Genomic DNA, 16,845 nt, shown 5'->3' with positions numbered 1-16,845 from the left:
TTATCTCATCTCCATCATCAAGAGTTTTGGGTTTTCTAATAGCTGTTTCAGTTTACCTAAAAAGCGAGCAGCAACATCACCATCTATTAAACGATGATCAAACGTCAAAGAAAGGTACATTAAGGATCTAACCACGATTTCTCCCTCACGCACAGCCGGCTTTTCTTGAATAGTTCCAACTCCTAGAATCGCGACCTCTGGCTGGTTAATGACAGGGGTAAAGAATTGTGTTCCATATCCACCTAGATTAGAAATTGTAAACGTACTTCCTTTCATTTCATCTGGACTTAACTTCATATCACGTGCACGAAGGCCTAGATCGGTAACCTCATCAGCCAAGTCAAAGATTGACTTCTGATCTGCATCGTGAATGACAGGCACAACAAGACCTTGATCAGTAGCAGCCGCCATCCCGATATGATAATAATGTTTGAAAATGATCTCTTCCCGCTCTTCATCAATTGAAGCATTTAACATAGGGAATTCGCGTAAGGCCGCAATCGCCGCTTTCATAATGAATGGAAGATAAGTTAGCTTGGTATTACGATCTTTGGCTATTGTTTTGCCCCAAGATCTTAGCTCAATCAATTCTGTAACGTCAATTTCATCTAATATATTGACGTGGGCAGATGTGTGCTTACTTTCCACCATTCGTTTAGCAATTACTCGGCGTATACCACGTAATGGCACGCGCTCCTCTTCTCCAGCTATAGGTGCTGTCGATTTGGTATTTACTTCTGTCTTCGTTTGTTGCTTTTCTTCTTTTCCTGCTGGTTCTTCGTTTTTAAAGCCTTTTACATCTTCTGCTAAGATCCGTCCATTTTTTCCTGAACCTTTAACTTGGCTTAAATCTATTCCTTGCTCACGTGCGAATTTACGAACCGAGGGCATCGCATAGATATGCGTGGCAGAATGCGCTTGATTTGGAGCGGAAGAAGTTTGTTTATCTTCTGCCTTCTCTTTTTTCTCTTCTTTTTTTGCTTCTTTAGATTCTGTCTCTTCTTCTGTCTCTTCTTCTGTTTCTTCTTCTGTTTCTTCTACTTCTTCACCCTCAACATCCATAATCGCAATCGTAGAATGAACAATTGCGATTTCTCCTTCCTGTATTTTTAGCTCTTTTATAGTACCTGTTACAGGGGAGGGGATTTCTACCACTGCCTTGTCTGTTTGAATTTCAGCGAAGATATCAAATTCATTAATTGTATCGCCTTCTTTTACATGTAGCTTTACGATTTCACCTTCGTGAATTCCTTCTCCTACATCGGGCAATTTAAATTCGTATGCCATATTCCATATCCTCCCAACGTTTAGAAATCAAGTGTTCGATTGATTGCCTTTACAATTTTGGCTGGACTTGGTAGCCACTCTTCCTCAATAAGTGGAAATCCTAAAACCGTATCTGGACCTGTGACACGCTCTACGGGAGCTTCTAGTTTTAAAATGCAGTGCTCATTTATTTGAGCCATCACTTCAGCCGCAATCCCAGCTGACTTTTGAGCTTCTTGTACGACAATCGCACGGCCTGTTTTATTAACGGATGCTACAATAGCTTCCGTATCTAATGGGCTAATGGTACGCAAATCGATCACTTCAACCTTCGTACCACGTTCTTTTTCTGCTATTTCAGCCGCTTTAAGCGACGTATGAACCATGGCTCCATATGTAAGAATCGTTACATCTGATCCCTCTTTTACTGTATTCGCCTTGCCAATCGGAACCGTATACTCACCTTCAGGTACCTCACCTTTTTGAGAGAAGTATAATTTAAGATGTTCCAATACAAAAACAGGATCATTTTCTCTGATCGCTGAAATCATAAGTCCTTTCGCATCATAAGGATTGGACGGTACCACTACTTTTATACCTGGTGTCTGACAAAGGATTCCTTCTAAGCTATCCCCATGTAATTCTGGTGGCTTCACACCACCGCCAAATGGTGCTCTAAACGTAATCGGAGCTTGATATCGGCCACCTGAACGATAGCGCATCCGCGGTGCTTGTACAGCAATGGAGTCTAATGCCTCAAAGATAAATCCGATAAACTGCATCTCAGCCACTGGCCGGAAGCCTTGTACAGCTAATCCTACTGCCAATCCCCCAATTCCTGATTCCGCAAGTGGTGTATCCATAACCCGATCATTACCAAACTCTTCTTGTAGATGTTCTGTAACGCGAAATACACCGCCATTCTTCCCAACATCTTCACCAAATATCAATACATTTTCATCTCGTTTTAGCTCTACACGTAGCGCATCATTAATCGCTTTCACCATTGTCATTTGTGGCATCTTACTGATCCTCCTTTAAAAAGCGCTTCTTTTGTTCTTCTAAGTGGGGAGGAGTGGTTTCAAACATAGAATCAATTAGATCTTCCATCTTCATTTTTTTATATTTATCTGCTTTTTTGACTGCATTTGCTACTTCTTGTTTGGCTTCTTCAATGATTTGCTCTTCCAACTCATCATTCCATAACTCTTTTTCAGTTAGAAATTTACGGAAGCGTACCAGTGGTTCTGTCTGTTCATGCTCCGTTTGTTCATCATTACTACGATAGCGTGTTGGATCATCTCCTGACATAGAGTGTGGGCCTAAACGATAGTTTATCGCTTCAATCAAAGTAGGTCCTTCTCCATTACGACCGCGTTCAGCCGCATCCGCAATTACTTTATAAACAGCCAATACATCCATACCATCTACTTGTATGCTACGAATTCCTGCTGCAATTCCTTTCTGTGCAATAGAGCTTGCTTTGGTTTGTATTTCGCGTGGTGTGGAGATTGCGTACCCATTATTTTGAACGACAAAAATGGCAGGCAGATCATAAACTCCAGCAAAGTTTAACGCTTCATAAAAATCTCCTTGTGAACTCCCACCGTCACCTGTATATGTAATCGCTACACGCTTTTCATTGCGACGCTTAAATGCCATTGCCACGCCATTTGTCTGTACATATTGTGCGCCGATAATAATTTGTGGAAGCATGACATTTACATCTTCTGGTATTTCTCCTCCATGTTGATGACCACGTGACCATAAAAAAGCCTGGTACATGGGATAGCCATGCCAATATAACTGAGGAATATCTCGATAGCCCGGCAGGATGAAATCCTCTTTCTCTAGCGCAAACTGACTGCCGATCATCGTCGCTTCCTGTCCCGCTACAGGCGCATAAAACCCAAGACGACCCTGACGCGCAAGCCCTGTTGCCCGCTGATCCCATACCCTTGTAAAGACCATCCTTTTCATCAACTCGATCAGTTGTTCATCCGTTAATTCAGGCATTAATGCCTCATTTTGAACAGTACCCTCTGGTGATAGTATGGTAAGTGCTTCAATTTCATGCAATTTTACTTCTGCACTGCCATAACCTTCCGTTCTTTGTTTGGTTTTTGCCATCAATTATTCACCCCTGTTTGAATTGCATCTTTCTTCCTATCTGTACTATTTATTTTTAAATCTGTATTATAACAGATGGATAAAAAGCTATAAATAACAATGATTTATATGTAACAACTATTCTATATTTAATATTACAGTTTAGTCCTTTTTTGTCAATACACCTTCATCTCTTATCCTTTACCTAACGGGTATATTTCATTACTCTACCAATGATTTCCCAAAATTTAGACCACAAAACCTTTTTTGTGGAACTTCTTTCCCGTGTATACATACAAAAAGCTCCGCTTTAAGGAAACGGAGCTTTTTAATCTTATTTTTTCGCTTCTTCAGGAACAACGATTTCTCCTTTAAATTCACCTTTAAATTGAGCATCAATTTTTTGCTCAAGATTAACATCCCCGTCTTTTTCCGTAGGAATCGTAAAGTTTGAAATCAACTCCATACGGTCATATTCAAAGGTATCTTCATCTATATAGACAACTTGATTAAATTCGTTAAACTGAATTTGGTCCTCTTTAATTTGCACGCCGTCTTTCTTTAAATCCTCTATACGCGACTCCACCATTGACAGCAATTCTTTTTGCATTTCTTGATTTTTGAGAAAGAACGCTTTTGTTATTTCTACCCGATAATGTCCATTTTCCTTTGTCATAATAATCCCTTTAGGTATCGCTTCTCCACCAATTGACTTAAACATTTTAGCTAAAGTGGTCATTATATCAGAAGACTGTGGTGACTGGACACTTTCACCTTCTTGATCCTCTTTCTCCTTCATCCAACCCATCTTTCCTATTTTGGTATACACCATGCCGTCTACTTGATAAATTTCCATTTCCATATCTAGCGGAATCGGCCCTCCATTAATCTTGGCGTTTCCTTTCATATGTAAATCTTCACTATTCTGGCTCCCTTGCATCCACATATCCATACTCATATCTAAGTTTTGCTTTTGGCCTTCTACCATCATATCCATCTTTTGGTCCATTTTAAATTCGAGTTCTAAACCTTTTTTCTCTTCTTGCTGTTTGACCGCTCGATCAATTACTGTTATTACACCTAGTTCCTTTGGGTTTTCCGGTTTCTCTGACTTCACTGTTTCTGCATGACTACCATCGCTATTGGATAGCAGACCGCAGCCCGACAATAAGAATAATGAAACGGTAATTGCGGCATAAATCAAACGGTGTTTATCACGCATCCTATCTCCTGCTTTCCTTTATGAAAATGGCTTCTAGATTATTTTATCAGAAATTATGAATTTTATAATCTTTTATTCGCATGATTTTTCTATGTGTCGTGCATTTTGTATATTAGCCAATTTTGAATTCATTTATAAATTGAATACCATCAAGAGCCCTCTCGTTTTTCGTCTCTGATTTCCCTTATGATACACGCCATTAACATAATCCTAAAAAATCATGTATAATAGGTTCTGCTACCCGCTTATAACATATGACGATAAACCTTCAGCAAAAAGGATGATTGCTTTGACGCTTCAAAACTTACCTGCACAAGATACACCTCTATTATGGGGGGATAAGCGTTACCATACATGGAATCATCATCTTCGCCAAATCTTTGGTCAAAAAATTTTTAAGGTGGCCTTAGATGGTGGCTTTACATGTCCAAACCGTGATGGAAAATCAGCCATAGGCGGGTGTACTTTTTGTAGTGCACGTGGTTCTGGTGATTTTGCAGGCAACCGCAGAGATGATTTACTAAAACAATTTAATGATGTGAAATTACGTATGCATACCAAATGGCCCGAAGCAAAATACTTAGGCTATTTTCAAGCATTTAGTAATACCTATGCGCCAGTTGCACAATTACGGGACATGTATGAAGTGATCTTAGAACAAGAAGGCGTAGTTGGCTTAAATATTGCCACGCGACCTGATTGCCTACCCGATGATGTAGTGGAATATTTAGCTGAATTAAACCAAAGAACCTATTTATGGGTAGAACTGGGATTACAAACGATCCATGAAGAGACTTCAGATCTGATTAATCGTGGTCACGATTTCGATTGTTTCTTAGAGGGAGTTGAAAAACTTCGCAAACATGGTATTCGTACTTGCGCACATATTATCCATGGGCTTCCAGGAGAAACCGAGGAAATGATGATGGAGACCGTCGATGCATGCGCGAAAATGGATATCCAAGGAATTAAAATTCATTTGATGCATTTACTAAAAAACACGCCCATGGTAAAACAATATGAAGATGGTTTACTGCAATTTTTAGAAAAAGATCAGTATGTACGTCTGATTGCAGATTCATTAGAAAAACTTCCTCCAGATGTGATTATTCACCGCATCACCGGAGATGGCCCGCCCGATTTATTAATTGGACCGATGTGGAGTACAAAAAAATGGGAAGTATTAAACGCGATTGATGATGAAATGAAAAAACGCAACTCGTGGCAAGGCATAAAAGCGACCACACGCTAAAATCAATCCGGTTGATTTTGATGTTTTTTCATTTGAAAGTTGTGATTCCACTGGGAAAGGATGTTTATTTTGCATTTACACGCGATTTTAAAAACCGCTCATGCCTATGTAAAGCAATCCTTATCCAAAGGGGGTATTGCCATTGATGCGACAGTAGGGAATGGACACGATACCCTTTTTCTAGCACAATTAGTGGGATCGGAAGGAATCGTTTTTGGATTTGATATTCAATCCCTAGCAATTGATTCAACGCTAGCTCTTCTAAGCTCCCAAGCACCCTCACATCCTGTGAAGTTGATTCAGGCTAGCCATCAATATTTAGAAAAAGAACTTCCACAATCCTATAAAGGAAAAGTGGAAGCCATCATGTTCAATTTGGGGTATTTACCTGGTGGCAATAAAGAACTGGTCACAAAGACGACATCTACTTTAGCTGCATTGCAAGCGAGCACTGAGTGGCTAGCACCTAGTGGTGTCATAACAGTCGCGCTGTATACTGGACACCCTGGAGGCAAAGAAGAAACGGAAGCAGTGGTCGCATGGGCTTCCCATCTTGCTCCACAGCAGTTTGATATTGTATGGCATCAAATGCTGAATCGCAAACACGCTCCCTCACTTGTTATCATCCAGAAGAAAGGTTAAAGCTTAGCTTACTTTCTTTTGGATGATATTTGCATCTTACGTGAAATATTCGCAATTACTTTTCGTGGTAAAATGCTTACTGTACCCGTACGCAAGCGATTTTGCGTTCCTGGTATAATGATCCTTTTATTTTCAACTAAACCGCGATAAGCAATTTTAGCTACTTCCTCTGCTGTCATTTTCGTTTGTGAATGATTTCCAATATTGGCTTTCCGATCAAATTCCGTTTGTGTAGGTCCTGGACAAAGCACACTTACTGTAATATGATCCTTACTCAATTCATGAGCTAATGCTTCCGAGAAAGCGACCACATAAGCTTTACTTGCATCATACACAGCCATTACGCTTCTAGGTATAAAAGCAGAGGCCGCCGCTACATTTAAAATTTTCCCTTGTCTTCTTTTAATCATTTGCTTGCTTATTTCTTTTGTAAGATGCGTGAGCGCCGAGATATTTACTTGTATTAGGCTAAGTTCATCTTCTAATTTATTTGTTGTAAAATTGCCATATACACCCATTCCGGCATTATTAACCAAAATATCAATTTCCTTATCTGCACATTTTTCCATAATCACTTGAGGAGCTTGCGAATCACGTAAGTCTACAGCGATTATGTCAACACAAACCTTATACTCCAATCTCCATTCACTTGCAATTTGGCTCAACTTGCCCCGATCACGTGCAACTAAGATTAAGTCGTTATCATTCATTGCAAAAAATTTTGCTAATTCATATCCAATCCCTGTCGTCGCACCTGTAATTAAAGCTGTTTTACGCATTAATAACACTCCTCTTGATTTATTATCCCCTTTATCTCCATGTACTAATAAACATTTAAACCAAAAGGTTGGATCGATTGGAATGAAGCTAGTCAAATATCACAAAAAAAACAAACAAAAACATCCTCCCTAAAAGGAAAGATGCCCGAAATCATATACATGTAAGCAAGCTAATTATCGATTTTTTTTCTGTTTTGCTGCAAGTGCGCTTAAGCGTTCTTCACTGCTTTTCATCCATTTTTTCATCATATCTTCAAAGTCGCCAGGGCTTTTGCCACGCCCACCACGACGATCTCCACCTCGGCGATCTCCGCCTTTGCTCTCACGTGCAGGTCGATCATCACTTAACGCCTTTATCGATAAGGAAATTTTTCCTGAAGAATCGATGGATAAAACTTTTGCTTTAATTGTTGCACCTACTGCTAACTCATCTTCAACTTTTTCTACATACTTTGCAGAAATTTGTGAGATGTGAACCAAACCAGTTTCACCTGATTCTAATTTTACAAAGGCACCAAAAGGTTTTGTGGAAATCACTTCACCTTGTACGACGGCCCCTTCCTTTAACTCACTCATTATAACACTCCCGAAGTGGATTTCATTCTGTTCAAAAGTACCATTTATTCATTGAAAAGTCAATGGGCCATATCCGTACTTCTTTCACATCATACTCATACGCAATGAAATTTATGTGGTGCAAATTTCCTTATATATGTTATACTTTTTCTTGAATTGATATAACACATTTCGCATAACCCCTTCAAAGAATAGAAAAAGGTGGACGTAAGGAATGAGTATGATGACACCCATGACAAATATTTCTTTGTTTAACCTTAAAGGTAAAACGCATGTTAACTTAACTCCGGCGGAACTGATCGAGCACGCAGTCGGACGTGAAGAAGCAATACTGACAGCAAATGGAGCAGTCCGAGCGACTACAGGACATTTTACAGGTCGTTCTCCAAAAGATAAATTTACAGTAAACGATTCTTCCGTCTCTGATCAGATCGATTGGGGTGCAGTCAATCAACCCATGGCACCAGAGAAGTTTGAACGCATTTATAAACGTTTACAGCAGTATCTGTTAGAAAAAGAACTGTATATCTTCAATGGTTTTGCAGGAGCAGATCCTGACCATCGCTTGCCGATCCAAGTGATTACAGAATACGCATGGCACAATTTGTTTGCGCATCAATTGTTTATTCGACCATCTGAACAAGAGTTACAGGAACACCAGACTGCTTTTACTGTTATTAATGTCCCAAACTTTAAAGTTAATCCGCAAGAAGATGATACGAATTCGGAAACTTTGATTGCAGTATCCTTTACTAAAAAATTAGTGATTATTGCCGGAACACATTATGCAGGAGAAATGAAAAAATCGATTTTTAGTGTAATGAACTATTTGTTACCTGAACAAGGTGTGTTACCTATGCACTGTTCTGCTAATGTAGGTAAAAATGATGATGTTGCCTTATTTTTCGGGCTATCAGGAACCGGTAAGACAACTTTATCTGCCGACTCTGAACGTGCGCTAATCGGAGACGACGAGCATGGTTGGTCAAAAAAAGGCGTTTTTAACTTTGAAGGTGGATGTTATGCTAAATGTATCGGCTTAAGCGAGGAGAAAGAGCCGCAAATTTGGCAAGCTATTCGCTTTGGTACTGTATTAGAAAACGTCATTCTTGACGATACACGTACGCCCGACTTTCATGATGGTACACGAACTGAAAATACACGTGCCGCATATCCTATTGAATATATCCCCAATAGCGTAATTCCTGGAATTGCAGGAACACCCAATGTCATCTTGTTTCTAACCGCTGATGCTTTTGGTGTTTTACCACCAATATCTAAATTAAATGCCGATCAAGCTATGTACCATTTTTTGTCCGGCTATACAAGTAAGTTAGCAGGTACTGAGCGTGGCGTAACCGAGCCCGAAGCGACATTCTCCACTTGTTTTGGCGCGCCTTTCTTACCACGTCCGGCCCATGTGTATGCAGAAATGCTGGGTGAGAAAATCAGAGAGCACCAAGTGCAAGTTTATCTCGTTAATACAGGTTGGACAGGTGGACCGTATGGAACGGGAAAACGGATGAATTTAAGATATACACGACGTATGGTCTCTGCCGCTATTGAGGGCTCTTTAGTAAAGGAAAGCTATATCGCAGACCCCATTTTTAATTTACAAATTCCAACACAATGCGAAGGTGTTCCAAGTGTGTTATTAAACCCGCGCAACACCTGGAAAGACCCTGAAGCTTATGATATGAAAGCAAAAGAGTTAGCAGGTCTGTTTCATCAGCATTTTGCTAAGTTCACACAAGCGAGTGATACGATTAAAAACGCTGGTCCTAAAGTATAATGCTTAATATGTAAACAAGCGGAGTTTATTCTCACACACCGCTTGTTTGTTTTTTCTGCTGTGTGGTTAGTGCCATCCAATCATCTACCTCTTCAACCTCATATAACGCTTTGATAAATGCTTCATCCATCAATTGCTGTGACAAGGCACGATGTATTAAATCTTTTTGTTCATCACGTAAATCTTGCGAAAAAGCAATTAGATAGACATAAGACACATTAGCATTACCTTCCCAGTAAATCGGATTGGTCAAATGCGCGAAAGCGATACGTGTCTCTGGTACAGTATCCGAAGTAGCATATGCCACTGCCGCTATATCTCCGACCAATGAAACACCTTGTTTCTGCTTTTCATATACACGATTTAAGAATGACTCTGTATCTTGCATACACGCTCTCTGCTCCATCAATTCAGCTAAACGATCAATGATCTCTTCTCTGGTCTCTGCCTGTGTTTCAAGTAAAAGCAAATCTTGTTGTACATAATTCTCCAACATGGTCATTCCTCCTCATCTAGATCACTTGACTTCACCATTAGCATATCCCACATCTACTGATGTCACACAAAAAACAAGTTCTTCTTATTCATTATTCTTGAAAAAAAAAAGGTTTATTGGTATGATCAGCAAGGTGATATATAGAACGGAAGAATAGAAAGGGTATCTTTTATGCAAAGACCTGCTGTAATTGGAGTTGCCGGTGGAACCGGATCTGGTAAGACAACTGTAACAAGAAAACTAGTGGAGCAGTTTAGTGAATCTGTTGTTTACATTGAACAGGATTCCTATTATAAAAACCAATCACATCTTTCCCTAGAGGAACGCATTAAAACAAACTACGATCATCCACTTGCATTTGACAATGACCTTCTCATTGAACACTTATATGGTCTATTAAAATATGAAAGCGTCGAAAAGCCTGTCTATGACTATAAAATGCATACTCGCGCTGAAGAAACCATCACCTTAGAACCTAAAAACGTCATCATCTTAGAAGGCATTCTCATTTTAGACGATGAAAGATTACGGGATTTAATGGATATTAAAGTATTTGTCGATACAGATGCAGATGTACGCATATTACGTCGCATTGATAGAGATATTAAAGAACGAGGCCGAACATTTGAATCCGTGATGGAACAATATTTAAAAGTGGTACGCCCTATGCACTTACAATTTGTTGAACCGAGTAAACGTTACGCTGACTTAATTGTGCCTGAAGGTGGACGTAATGTAGTCGCGATTAATCTACTCATCAATCAAATTCGCACACACCTACATTCCTTAGATACCGTATAAAACCAGCTGGAGCTGGTTTTTTTATGATAAAAAGAGCCTAGCTTTTGTATGGGTAATTTCTGTGATGGAGGTTTAAACCATGATAGCAATGAATCAAATTGAATCGATACGTAGTCAACTTTTACAACATCCTATGTATAAACACCTTGATACACCAGAACGCATCCGCGTTTTTATGAAGCATCATGTTTTTGCAGTATGGGATTTTATGAGTTTACTAAAAAAGCTACAAAATTCGCTTACCAGCATGTCTATTCCTTGGCTACCCGCTCCACACGCAAATTATGCCCGCTTCATTAATGAAATCGTAATCGGAGAAGAAACCGATGAGGACGGAAACGGAGGATATATCAGTCACTTCGAACTCTATATCGAGGCCATGACCGAAGTAGGAGCTGATACCACACCCATTACTCAATATCTAAAGCGCCTCCAAGAGGGCATTGACCCCATCAAAGCCTTAGATCATCCACTTATTCCCCAATCATGTGCTTCTTTTGTCAAACAGAATATTGAACTTGCCCTACATGGAAAGCCGCATGAAGTCGCATCTGCTTTCTTTTTTGGACGAGAGGATCTCATACCCGATATGTTTTCCATCTTAATTCATGAGATGGAACAAAAACAATCCTCCGTTGTTCGACTAAAATATTATTTAAATCGCCATATTGAGTTAGATGGGGATGAACATGGGCCTTTGGCGCAAAAGCTGCTTCATTCATTATGTGAAGAAAAACCGCAGTTTTATCGTGATGCAGAGGAAATCGCACAAACCGCTCTTACAGCACGCATCCATCTATGGGATGGGGTACTTACTGAAATTAAAGAGAAAGCCCTTTAAAGCCAAATAACAGCCAACACCTGAAAAAGCGTGTTGGCTGTCCCCTTATCTATCGACCATTTTCTCGGAACGACCAGATGTTTTCAATCGTTCAGTCAGTACTTTTAAACGAAATTTAAGCTCTTCGCTCCACTTCTTATCCTGTATAATCTTAGCTACCCGAAGCAGATCTAAAGCAGAATCGATTTGTTCATATAGAATAGGCAGAAAATCATCGTCTTCCTGAAAGCTGACGCAGACCGTTCTCCATTCATTGATCATATCGGGAGTGATCTCATCTCGAAGGGTCACTTCTTTTACACGATCCTGATTCGCATGTTCCACAACTAGCTCAAATTCATCTCGTACACTTGGATTCACGCTTACATCATGACATACCGGACAGTAAAGCAAAGGTACATGATGAACCAATACTTGCTGCTTTCGTAATGAACCAATAAAACCAATCATCGATGCTCCACAACAATAACTCATGTAACCCCTCCTCTTCCCAATGATGATCGAAATATTATAACACTTCATAACGTTTTACGTTATGTCTCTATTGTATCATAAAAAACGGTAGGATAAACCCTATGGAAAAGATTACAAATTCAATATTTTCTTAATTTTTAAATTTTCATTCCTTTTATTTTATGAACTTTCATGTATGTACTTTTCTGCCGTTTACTAGAACGATTCCTTCGTTCATATTATTCACTTTCGTATTGCCGTATGACTCCACATCGTAGAACCCTATACTCGCCTTCTTATCAGAAAGCGAGTATGTTGACTATCATTACTCGGAAATAACACGCTTATAGCCTTCGGCATCGAGCAGATTTTCCATTTCGGAGGCATCAGATAATTCAACTACGATCATCCAACCACCCTCATAAGGAGAATCATTTACATTTTCTGGTGAATCTTCTAACTCACTATTTATTGCAACTACTTTACCGCTTACTGGTGCATATAGCTCTGATACGGTCTTTACAGACTCTACGCTACCAAATGGATCATCCACTTTTATTTCATCGCCCACTTCTGGCAATTCCACAAAAACAATATCTCCAAGCTCAGATTGGGCAAAATCCGTAATTCCGATACGGACTTTATTTTCATCTTCGGATTTTACCCATTCATGTTCTTCACTGTAGCGTAGTTCATTTGGTAAATTCATCGTTTGCTACCTCCGCTTATTCAGATTCTCCCAAAACGCGTTCTAATGGCTTTTTCAACATAGATAATGCTTTTTCACCCGCTGATCGATGTCTTAGTTTACCTTCTTTATCAAACAAGAAGAAAGCAGGAACAAACTGATTTTCAAAAGCATCAACTACACTATGCATATTATCAATGCCTTGTGGATGCTTCAAGTTATATTTTGAAATGGTTTCTTTAACCGCATCAATATCTGTATCCTTTTCAGAGCGAGGCATGTGAATTCCAACAAAAGAAACATGTGGGAGGTCTTCCCGCATCTGGTTAATATCTGGTAAACTTTCCTTGCACAACCCACAACTAATAGACCAGAAATGGACCAAAACGATTTTACCTGATAAATCTTCATTCGAAATACTTCCATTTACCCATTCTGTCACATTTTCAATTTTGGGCATATCAGTTCGCAATCTGAGCGCCATAATTGTCCCCTCCTCGTAGTGACAAAGGGCCTAACGAATAGCGTTAGGCCCTTTGTAGCTTTTAAAATTAAAGTGTTTTTTGACCTGGCTTCCAGTCAGATGGGCACAAGCCGCCAGTTTGAAGTGCTTGCAATACACGAAGGGTTTCATCAACGCTTCGTCCAATATTATTATCTGTAACCACTTGGTAACGTACGATACCTTCTGGATCGATAATATACAAACCGCGTAACGCGACACCTTCATCTTCAATTAATACACCGTAATCACGGCTTACTTGATGTGTCGTATCTGCACCTAATGGAAATTTAATCTCTCCGAGACCATTTTCATCACGTGGCGTGTTGATCCAAGCACGGTGTGAGAACTTGCTATCTGTGCTTACTCCAATGATCTCTGTATCAAGGTCTGCAAACTCTTCGAAGCGATCAGAGAGTGCCGTAATTTCCGTTGGACATACAAATGTAAAGTCTAATGGATAGAAGAAAAGGATTAACCATTTTCCTTCATAATCTTTAAGTGATACTTTCTCTTCTAATGTTTCTAGGTTTTTAGTGCTCTCCATTGAAAAATCTGGAGCTGGAAGTCCTACAAGACGTTGTGTCATAAGGTGATTCCCCCTCTTATTGTTATGTATTTTTCAAAAGCAGTTATGCAGGTACACATGTCAAGAATTTTCATATCCCTTGTTCAGAGATAGCAAAATTCGTTTCACATCTTGACATAACTCTAAGATATCATGTCACTAAAATTAAAGTCAATACTATCTTATAGTCATTATAATATGAAAAACTTTGTCAATACACGAGCTACGCAAATCTACTCTATTTATAGGATTTCCCTTCTCGTTTAAAAGATATGTAAGGTAAGTGATCTTACTTTCAAAAAGTGGGCTTCATTTTATAAAAGGATATTTAGTAATGTGAAAATTACTGGTAATATAATGAAGGGCCTTCGTAGATTAAGCGCTATCCTCTTAGATATGGAGTCCAAGTTTATGATTAAAGGAGACTTATTATGTTCAAACGATCTTTTCCTATCATGACCCTTGCATTCATCACGATTTTCGTATCCCCTTTATTCATCGCTGCAACACCATATGGCAAGCAAGATAACCGCTATGTTGACCTTCAATTAATAGGTTTAAATGATTTCCATGGGCAATTAGACACCGTTCGTAAAGTAAATGATCAACCTGTGGGAACCGCACCCATTTTAGCCCGTTATATTAAAGAAAGAGAAAAAGCAGTTCGTAATTCCCTCATTGTAACCGCTGGAGACATGGTGGGTGCAAGTTCCCCTACCTCCTCACTACTACAAGATGAACCTACGGTCGACTTCTTTAATCAAATCGGGGTTGATGTAGGTGGTATTGGAAACCACGAATTTGATGAAGGTGTAGCTGAAATGAAAAGGCTCATTTATGGTGGTTACCATGAAAAAACAGGTTACTATAAAGGCGCCAAATTTCCTTACATATGCGCTAATGTCGTAGATAATCAGACAGGTAAGCACATCTTGCCACCATCTACCATTAAGAAGGTAGATGGCATTAAAGTTGGATTTATCGGGATTGTCACGCAAACAACACCAAGTGTTGTGATACCCGAACATGTTAAGAGTGTAACGTTCACAGATGAAGCTGATGCTGTCAATCGTGAAGTAAAGCGTCTGAAAAAGAAAGGTGTAGAAGCGATTATCGTACTCGCTCATGAAGGTGGAAAACAAACTGACGATCAAATTACAGGGCCGATTAAAGAGATTGTAGAGAAGATGGATGATGAAGTAGATGTCGTTTTCGCCGGACACTCCCATTCTGTTTTAAATGGTAAAATTGGTAACAAATTAGTCGTTCAAAGCTATAGCTATGGAACTGCTTTTGCTGATGTAGATCTCGTATTAGATCGGAAGACAAAAGATATTATTCAGAAAAAGAGTGAGATCGTTACCACCTTCCATGAAGGAAAACAACCACATAAGCGCGTTCAAAAAATTGTAGATCGTGCAAAAAAACGAGTGGAACCCATTATTAATCAAGAAATTGGACAAGCTGCACAAGATATTACCAAGATCGGCAATGAGGCTGGTGAATCAGCGCTTGGCAACTTGATCGCAGACTCGCAACGTGTACAGATGGGAACTGATTTTGCATTTATGAATCCTGGGGGTATTCGTGCGGATATTAATAAAGGTGCAGTGACATGGGGTGATTTATACACCGTACAACCTTTTGGAAATGATCTTGTAAAAATGGAGTTAACAGGGAAGCAAATTCGTCAGCTATTAAACCAGCAATGGGCCGATCCCAATCGTATTCATATGCTACAAATCTCAGGCTTTTCTTACACATGGGATGAGTCCCCGTCAGAGGATCGAATCCTATCCTTGAAGAAAACTGATGGCACGACTATAAATGATACAGAAACGTATACCGTAACTGCAAATGCTTTCCTTGCTGGTGGAGGTGATAACTTTACCGTTTTTAAGGAGGCGAAAAATAAAGAAATAGGGCCTGTAGATCTAGATGCCATCATATCTTATATTAAGCAACAACCACAGCCGTTTACTGCTGATATTGAAGGTCGTATTCAGAAATACATTCCTCAAACATAAGGAGGTCAACATGGAAAAACAGCCATTTGACATCATTGAAACCGTTCCCAGTATTTATAGTACATTTGAGGTACTACAATACAAGCCACTCGAACTTGGGGACTTTTACTATTCACAAAATAGCGGGATGCGCTTAAAACAAGTACGAATCAAACTAAACAATGGAGCCGTCATGATCGAAGCTGGCTCGCTACACTTTCTCAAAGGTCAAATCAGCATGGATAACTCAATGGGAGGAACCAAGGGGCTCATTAATAAATTAACGACATCTATGCTGACAAATGAATCCCTCTTTAAACCCGTTTACACGGGGCAAGGTGAAATTTATTTAGAACCGAGCTTTCACCATTTTATTCCTTATGAATTAAACAATGAGGAAGTTATTGTGGATAAAGGTATGTTTTACTGCTGTGATTCTGCTATTCATGTTGGTCTTGCAACACAAAAGAACATCTCTTCAGCCGTCAAAGGTGGAGAAGGTTTATTCCAAACCAAGTTAAGTGGGACAGGGATCTGTATTTTGAAATCACCAGTACCTTATCAAGAAATTGTAAAGCTAGAGCTTGATAATGAGCGACTCCAAGTAGACGGTAACTTTGCATTGCTACGTTCTGGTAATATTCAATTTACGGTAGAAAAGTCGAGCAAATCCATTATCGGTTCCGTTACTAGCGGCGAAGGTCTCCTACAAACCTTCACGGGTACAGGTACAGTTTGGCTAGCTCCTACTCAGTTTCTATACGAACGCGCGAATCGAAATCTTCAACCCTAAAAAAGCAAGCGCCTGCGAGCATCATGCGCAGGCGCTTGCTTTTAATCTTTAGGGATCGG

At 39.6% G+C, this 16,845-nt stretch carries 18 protein-coding genes; 7 read left to right on the top strand and 11 right to left on the bottom strand.

Annotation, left to right across the window (positions count from 1 at the left end; translation table 11 throughout):
• From IC619_RS04535 to IC619_RS04520, 4 genes are all read right to left on the bottom strand, one after another.
• Positions 1-1,287: a dihydrolipoamide acetyltransferase family protein gene (locus IC619_RS04535; RefSeq protein WP_191139265.1), complete on the bottom strand. Its 1,287-nt coding sequence runs from the start codon at positions 1,285-1,287 to the stop codon at positions 1-3.
• Positions 1,288-1,307: 20 nt separating this feature from the next.
• Positions 1,308-2,288: an alpha-ketoacid dehydrogenase subunit beta gene (locus tag IC619_RS04530; protein WP_191139266.1), complete on the bottom strand. Its 981-nt coding sequence runs from the start codon at positions 2,286-2,288 to the stop codon at positions 1,308-1,310.
• 1 nt (position 2,289) lies between these two features.
• Positions 2,290-3,396: a pyruvate dehydrogenase (acetyl-transferring) E1 component subunit alpha gene (gene pdhA, locus IC619_RS04525; protein ID WP_191139267.1), complete on the bottom strand. Its 1,107-nt coding sequence runs from the start codon at positions 3,394-3,396 to the stop codon at positions 2,290-2,292.
• 313 nt (positions 3,397-3,709) lie between these two features.
• A complete protein-coding gene (locus IC619_RS04520) occupies positions 3,710-4,597 on the bottom strand; it encodes a DUF6612 family protein (protein WP_191139268.1) in 888 nt (295 codons plus the stop codon).
• Between the two features lie 289 nt (positions 4,598-4,886).
• Between IC619_RS04520 and mnmL the strand changes: the two genes are divergently transcribed.
• Together mnmL and mnmM are read left to right on the top strand one after the other, a co-directional pair.
• Positions 4,887-5,849 (top strand): tRNA modification radical SAM protein MnmL/YtqA, encoded by a 963-nt coding sequence (mnmL, locus tag IC619_RS04515; RefSeq protein WP_224749459.1) that lies wholly within the window; start codon positions 4,887-4,889, stop codon positions 5,847-5,849.
• A 60-nt stretch (positions 5,850-5,909) separates the two neighbouring features.
• A complete protein-coding gene (gene mnmM, locus IC619_RS04510) occupies positions 5,910-6,491 on the top strand; it encodes a tRNA 5-(aminomethyl)-2-thiouridylate-methyltransferase MnmM (RefSeq protein WP_191139270.1) in 582 nt (193 codons plus the stop codon).
• Positions 6,492-6,499: 8 nt separating this feature from the next.
• Here the strand turns inward: mnmM and IC619_RS04505 are convergent, their stop codons facing one another.
• Together IC619_RS04505 and IC619_RS04500 are read right to left on the bottom strand one after the other, a co-directional pair.
• A complete protein-coding gene (locus IC619_RS04505) occupies positions 6,500-7,270 on the bottom strand; it encodes an SDR family NAD(P)-dependent oxidoreductase (protein WP_191139271.1) in 771 nt (256 codons plus the stop codon).
• Between the two features lie 174 nt (positions 7,271-7,444).
• On the bottom strand, positions 7,445-7,846 hold the full coding sequence (locus IC619_RS04500) for a S1 RNA-binding domain-containing protein (RefSeq protein ID WP_191139272.1): 402 nt from the start codon (positions 7,844-7,846) through the stop codon (positions 7,445-7,447).
• A 220-nt stretch (positions 7,847-8,066) separates the two neighbouring features.
• Here IC619_RS04500 and pckA point away from each other — a divergent pair, with 220 nt between their 5' ends.
• Entirely contained in the window at positions 8,067-9,638 is a 1,572-nt protein-coding gene (gene pckA, locus IC619_RS04495; RefSeq protein ID WP_249669755.1) for a phosphoenolpyruvate carboxykinase (ATP), read from the top strand.
• A 31-nt stretch (positions 9,639-9,669) separates the two neighbouring features.
• On the opposite strand, the gene IC619_RS04490 is transcribed toward pckA, so the two are convergent.
• Positions 9,670-10,134 carry a PTS sugar transporter subunit IIA gene (locus IC619_RS04490; protein ID WP_191139273.1) on the bottom strand — a complete coding sequence of 155 codons (465 nt, stop codon included), beginning with the start codon at positions 10,132-10,134 and terminating at the stop codon, positions 9,670-9,672.
• A 171-nt stretch (positions 10,135-10,305) separates the two neighbouring features.
• Between IC619_RS04490 and udk the strand changes: the two genes are divergently transcribed.
• Both udk and IC619_RS04480 read left to right on the top strand, forming a co-directional pair.
• Positions 10,306-10,935, top strand: a complete 630-nt coding sequence (gene udk, locus IC619_RS04485; RefSeq protein ID WP_191139274.1) for a uridine kinase — start codon at positions 10,306-10,308, stop codon at positions 10,933-10,935.
• A 79-nt stretch (positions 10,936-11,014) separates the two neighbouring features.
• Positions 11,015-11,776: a DUF3050 domain-containing protein gene (locus IC619_RS04480; protein ID WP_191139275.1), complete on the top strand. Its 762-nt coding sequence runs from the start codon at positions 11,015-11,017 to the stop codon at positions 11,774-11,776.
• Between the two features lie 45 nt (positions 11,777-11,821).
• Here IC619_RS04480 and IC619_RS04475 read toward each other — a convergent pair whose 3' ends face one another.
• The 4 genes from IC619_RS04475 to IC619_RS04460 form a co-directional block, all read right to left on the bottom strand.
• On the bottom strand, positions 11,822-12,250 hold the full coding sequence (locus tag IC619_RS04475) for a hypothetical protein (protein ID WP_191139276.1): 429 nt from the start codon (positions 12,248-12,250) through the stop codon (positions 11,822-11,824).
• A 304-nt stretch (positions 12,251-12,554) separates the two neighbouring features.
• The gene (gcvH, locus tag IC619_RS04470) at positions 12,555-12,938 is read right to left on the bottom strand and encodes a glycine cleavage system protein GcvH (protein WP_191139277.1); all 384 of its coding nucleotides are present in this window, start codon (positions 12,936-12,938) and stop codon (positions 12,555-12,557) included.
• Between the two features lie 16 nt (positions 12,939-12,954).
• A complete protein-coding gene (locus IC619_RS04465) occupies positions 12,955-13,401 on the bottom strand; it encodes a TlpA family protein disulfide reductase (protein ID WP_191139278.1) in 447 nt (148 codons plus the stop codon).
• A gap of 67 nt (positions 13,402-13,468) precedes the next feature.
• Positions 13,469-14,008, bottom strand: a complete 540-nt coding sequence (locus tag IC619_RS04460) for a peroxiredoxin (protein ID WP_191139279.1) — start codon at positions 14,006-14,008, stop codon at positions 13,469-13,471.
• 410 nt (positions 14,009-14,418) lie between these two features.
• On the opposite strand from IC619_RS04460, the gene IC619_RS04455 reads away from it, so the two are divergent.
• Both IC619_RS04455 and IC619_RS04450 read left to right on the top strand, forming a co-directional pair.
• Positions 14,419-16,014, top strand: a complete 1,596-nt coding sequence (locus IC619_RS04455) for a bifunctional metallophosphatase/5'-nucleotidase (RefSeq protein ID WP_191139280.1) — start codon at positions 14,419-14,421, stop codon at positions 16,012-16,014.
• 10 nt (positions 16,015-16,024) lie between these two features.
• Positions 16,025-16,786 carry an AIM24 family protein gene (locus IC619_RS04450; protein WP_191139281.1) on the top strand — a complete coding sequence of 254 codons (762 nt, stop codon included), beginning with the start codon at positions 16,025-16,027 and terminating at the stop codon, positions 16,784-16,786.
• Positions 16,787-16,845: the final 59 nt, after the last annotated feature.

The organism is Polycladospora coralii (assembly GCF_014773435.2).
GTDB classification, from domain to species: Bacteria; Bacillota; Bacilli; order Thermoactinomycetales; family Thermoactinomycetaceae; genus Polycladospora; species Polycladospora coralii.
Note: the sequence above shows the minus strand (reverse complement) of the source record. Positions and strands in the feature narration are given on the sequence as shown.